This is a genomic window from Pseudoalteromonas sp. TB25 (assembly GCF_000497995.1).
In the GTDB taxonomy this organism is placed as follows: Bacteria; Pseudomonadota; Gammaproteobacteria; order Enterobacterales; family Alteromonadaceae; genus Pseudoalteromonas; species Pseudoalteromonas distincta.
Window position 1 is genome coordinate 1 of sequence record NZ_AUTI01000177.1, and the last position, 4,554, is coordinate 4,554.

Here is a 4,554-nt window from a genome sequence, read left to right on the forward strand (position 1 = left end):
AAAAGCCTCTACTATGGCAGCTGATAAGGCATTGGAGTTTTTAAAATCGATTAATTATGACGAGTCACTTTTTGATGAGATTCATCATGCAATTGCAGCGCATAGCTTCAGCGCAAATATAAAAATTAAAACAGTTGAAGCGCAAATAGTACAAGATGCCGACAGAATGGATGCGTTGGGCGCTATTGGCGTTAGCCGATGCATGAAAGTTGGTGGCTCAATTTCTCGGTTATTATATAACCCAAATGACCCTTTTTGTGTTGAACGCGAGGCTGATGATAAAACATACACGCTTGATCATTTTTTCATAAAGTTATTACATATTGCCGATAGTATGAATACCCCATCAGCTAAAGCAGAGGCGAATAGACGAACAAGGTATATGCATGAGTTTTTAGAGCAATTAAAGTCAGAAATTGGTGAGTAATGTGAATAATACAAGCATACCGAAATTATCTGGCATTGATCATTGCCATTTAAATGTTGATAACTTAGCTAATGCCGTTAAGTGGTATGAACGGGTTTTAGGTTTTAGCGTAGTGCCAGAGCTTGCCTTTTGGAATGAGCATGGGCGAGGCCCTTTAACGCTTGAGGATGCTTGTTCAACCTCTCGTTTAGCATTGTTTGAAGGAGAGGGGCGCAGTAAAGGGATTGCATTTTTGGCCTCAGGGGATCAATTTATTCAATGGCGTATTCATCTTGAGAGTTTAAATATAAAAGTAGTTTTAGCAGATCATGGTGTAACGTTTTCTATGTACTTTAAAGATGAAAGTGGCAATAGCCATGAAATTACGTCACATGACTATCGTTATATAAAATCTTATTACCCAAATGTTGAGCTTGGCTCTCACAGTGCTAAAAAGAATTAGCTTTCTTGATTTGCATTTTTTATAGCAATAATATCGTCTAAGTTTTTTACTAATAGCTCGATTAGAGCGGGATCGAAATGAGTTCCTGCTTGCTCTTGCATATGCAAAACTGTTTTCTCTACGCTCCAAGCCTCTTTGTAAGGGCGTTTTGAGGTAAGTGCATCAAATACGTCAGCTATAGCAACAATTCTACCTTCAACTGATATTTCTTCGCCTTTGATCCCGTTAGGATAGCCTGAGCCATCCCATTTTTCGTGGTGTTCAATTGCAAGTGTATGCGCAAGTTGTAGTAAAGGAGATGATGAGTTTGCTAAAATTTGCGCGCCAATGGTGGCGTGTTCTTTCATATGATCAAACTCTTCAGAGGTTAAGTTTCCAGGTTTGAGTAGGATAGCGTCAGGAATACCTATTTTTCCTACATCGTGCATTGGGGCAGCTTGACGTAAAAGTTCTGCTCGTTGTTCATCCATACCTAGTGCTAACGCTAATACTTTACTGTATTGGCTCATACGCACTATATGTTCACCCGTGTCGGTGTCTTTATATTCCGCTGCACGGCCTAGACGTTCTACTAAATCTAAATGAGCTTGCTTTAATTGCTCTGCTTGTACTAGCGACAAGTGAGTATTAACCCTTGCTCTTACAATGGCAGGGCTTATTGGTTTAGTAATATAATCTACTGCGCCTAACTCAAAACCTTTGTATTCATCGCTTTCATCGCCAAGCGCAGTTACAAAAATAATTGGGATGTGTGATGTTTTAGGATTTCTCTTAACTATTTGGCACACTTCAAAGCCATTCATATCTGGCATCATTATGTCGAGCAAAATTAGCTTTGGTAGTTCTTTTTCAAGTAGTGCTAGTGCGGCATCACCAGATTTAGCAAACGACATACGATATTGATTACCTAACACTTCGCGCATTACTTTTAGATTTGCAGGCTCATCGTCAACAATTAATACCCGTGGCCTATCTGTCGTAAAATCCATTAATTAATACTCATTGTTTGTTAGTTTTTCAATTAAGGTTTCTAGTATTACGTGTACTTTATCAAAATCAAATTCATCAAAGGCTTCGGCTATATCATCAACTTCATTTTGAAAGGTAGAAGGTGCGCCGCGTTGCAACTTTGCGAGTAGTTCATCATTTAATTCTGCGTTTTGCGCATCTTGATGAAGTGTTTCACACAATTGCTTAATCTCATCTATTGATAGAGTGTCGGAGCTATCATCTTCAGGCTTGCTATTTGGCTCATCGCAAGTATTTGATGACAGCAGTTGCGTTATAATAAGTAGTTCGTTTTTGATATCGTCTAAAAGACTAATAACTTTAGCATCACTTTGCTTGTGCTCTAAATCGGTTAATAACTTCATTAACGTTGTTAGCCCTAAGTTACCAGCAACACCTTTGAGTGTGTGAATGAGGCTATCGACATCTTTTATGTTTGATAATTTATCATTAAATAATCTCTCAAACCGCTTATCACTATCACTAACAAACTTAGTAATCTCTGTAAGTTGCTTACACTTAGAACCCCAAAGTGCTAATCCTTTTTCAAAATCTATATGCTGCGCTTTAGGATCGCTTTGCGATATAACCATTTCTTTTGCAATACCAAGCCCCAGCACTTGCGCTATTTCTTGGTTAAGCTGATTTATATCGACGGGTTTATTGGCAAAGCCATTCATGCCTGCTTTTTTAGCCGTAAGCTTATCTTGCTGTAATACGCTTGCTGTGAGCGCGATAATTGGCGTGTACTTAAGCTGCCTTTGGTTTTCTATTGCTCTTATTTTTTGTGCTGCTTGTATGCCATCACACAAGGGCATATGTATATCCATTAAGATGACATCAAAGTCTTGTTCTTCAAATACTTTAATCGCTTCAAGTCCGTTTGACGCTTTGGTAACTGAATGCTGATCGCATGACAGAAGCAAAGACAGTAGTTCTGTATTTTGCTCTATATCATCAACTACTAGCACTCTAAGTGCAGGCAGTTGGGTGTGTAGACCATCAAAATAATCTATTTTAGATTCGTCACCTAAAGTAAGCGGCAATGAAAAGTAAAAACAGGTGCCTTTACCTAGCTCACTTACTAAGTTTATTGTTCCGCCCATAAGCTCTACAAGTTGTTTACTTATGGTTGTACCAAGGCCTGTACCACCAAAGCGGCGAGTAGTAGTGCCATCGGCTTGTTCAAAAGGTTGAAATACAGCTTGAATACGATCTTTTGCAATACCAATTCCGGTATCTTGCACTTCAAAAAACAGATGCTGATTTTGTGTCATGCCAACGGTGACCGTAACAGAGCCTTCTTCGGTGAACTTAATCGCGTTACCAATTAGATTAGTGAGTACTTGTCTGAGTCGATCTGGGTCGCCGTAGTACGTAGAACTTACTGATTCTTTAATATGGAGTTTAAGTTCTAAATCTTTCTTTTTAGCTTCTAGCCAAAAAGTAGAAATAATACTGTCTATCACTGGTTTTAAGCTAAAGTGGACTGGCTCAATGGTGAGCTTACCGCGTTCTAGTTTTGCAGAATCGAGAATTTCATTTAACAATCTTAGCAATGAACGCGCTGCATTATTTACGGTAACCAAGTGCTTTTGTTGTTCTTGATCAAGTGGGGTGTCCATTAATAGATCGCTAAAACCTATTATAGAATTCATTGGGGTGCGTATTTCATGGCTCATATTAGCCATAAAAGATTGCTTTGCATGAGCAGCTTCTTCAGCTTTAAATTTAGCTTGCTCAAGTTTTTCTTCATATTCTTTGCGTTCAGTAATATCGACTAAAACACCATCAATCCACTTTGGGTTGCCTTGAGCATCAAAGTCGATACTCCCTTTATCTAACAACCACAAAATTTTGCCATTTCTATGTCTAATTCGGTATTCAATAGAATATTGAGACTTTGCATCAACAGCTTTAGTGACTTCATCAACTATTTGTTTTTGGTCTGATTTCAAGACCAAGTCATTAAACTCGATACAATGCTCTGTAAACTCGTTTGGGTTATACCCTGTAAGCTCAATTATATTTGGACTAATAAATAAAATAGTCCAGTTGTCATCAAACTTGCATCTAAACGCTACTCCGGGCATGTTATCGATAAGAGAGCGGTATTTTTGTTCTTTCTCTTCTAAACTTTGTTGCAAAGCGCGTTGTTCGGTCAAGTCGGTAATAAAGCCAACATATAAAGGGTTATGGCCCGGCTGATTTACTTCGCCTATACCTAAGCGAATAGGAAAAACATGTCCGTTCATGTGTTTTGCATATACATCACGGTTTATGCCTATTATTTTACCTAGATCAACATTGTGAGCGTTTAAGAGGTATTCGTCGTGGTGCTTGGCAATGTTATCGTCCATCAGCATTTTTACGTTTTTGCCTTGAACTTGGTTTTCTTGCCAGCCAAAAATTTTACTTGCAGCTTCATTAAAACTTAAAATAATACCAGTATGGTCAATGGTAACAATGCCATCTATAGCGGTGCCTAAAATAGCATTTAGACGGGATTCTTTTGCCGACTTCTCCTCAAGTAGCATGCGATAGCGAACCATACCATTTATTACACCAACCACGCTTGTAATCGCGATAGTTGCTGTGGCGACTGCAATGGCGATAAAAGTTAGTCCTGCGGTTGCATTAGCGTCATCATAGATTAGTGGCGATGTAGCTACAAAAC

At 38.7% G+C, this 4,554-nt stretch carries 3 protein-coding genes and 1 pseudogene; 2 read left to right on the forward strand and 2 right to left on the reverse strand.

The window, feature by feature from the left end; translation table 11 throughout:
• Positions 1–427, forward strand: a pseudogene (locus L652_RS01000000123220) (regulator); the annotation flags it as partial.
• 1 nt (position 428) lies between these two features.
• Positions 429–869, forward strand: coding sequence for a VOC family protein (locus tag L652_RS0103945; protein WP_024594723.1), 441 nt, complete (start codon positions 429–431; stop codon positions 867–869).
• Here L652_RS0103945 and L652_RS0103950 read toward each other — a convergent pair.
• Entirely contained in the window at positions 866–1,858 is a 993-nt protein-coding gene (locus L652_RS0103950) for a two-component system response regulator (RefSeq protein ID WP_024594722.1), read from the reverse strand. The two genes, L652_RS0103945 and L652_RS0103950, sit on opposite strands and share 4 nt — an antisense overlap.
• 3 nt (positions 1,859–1,861) lie before the next feature.
• The coding region (locus L652_RS0103955) for a PAS domain S-box protein (protein ID WP_024603312.1) at positions 1,862–4,554 on the reverse strand (2,693 nt) is incomplete at its 5' end.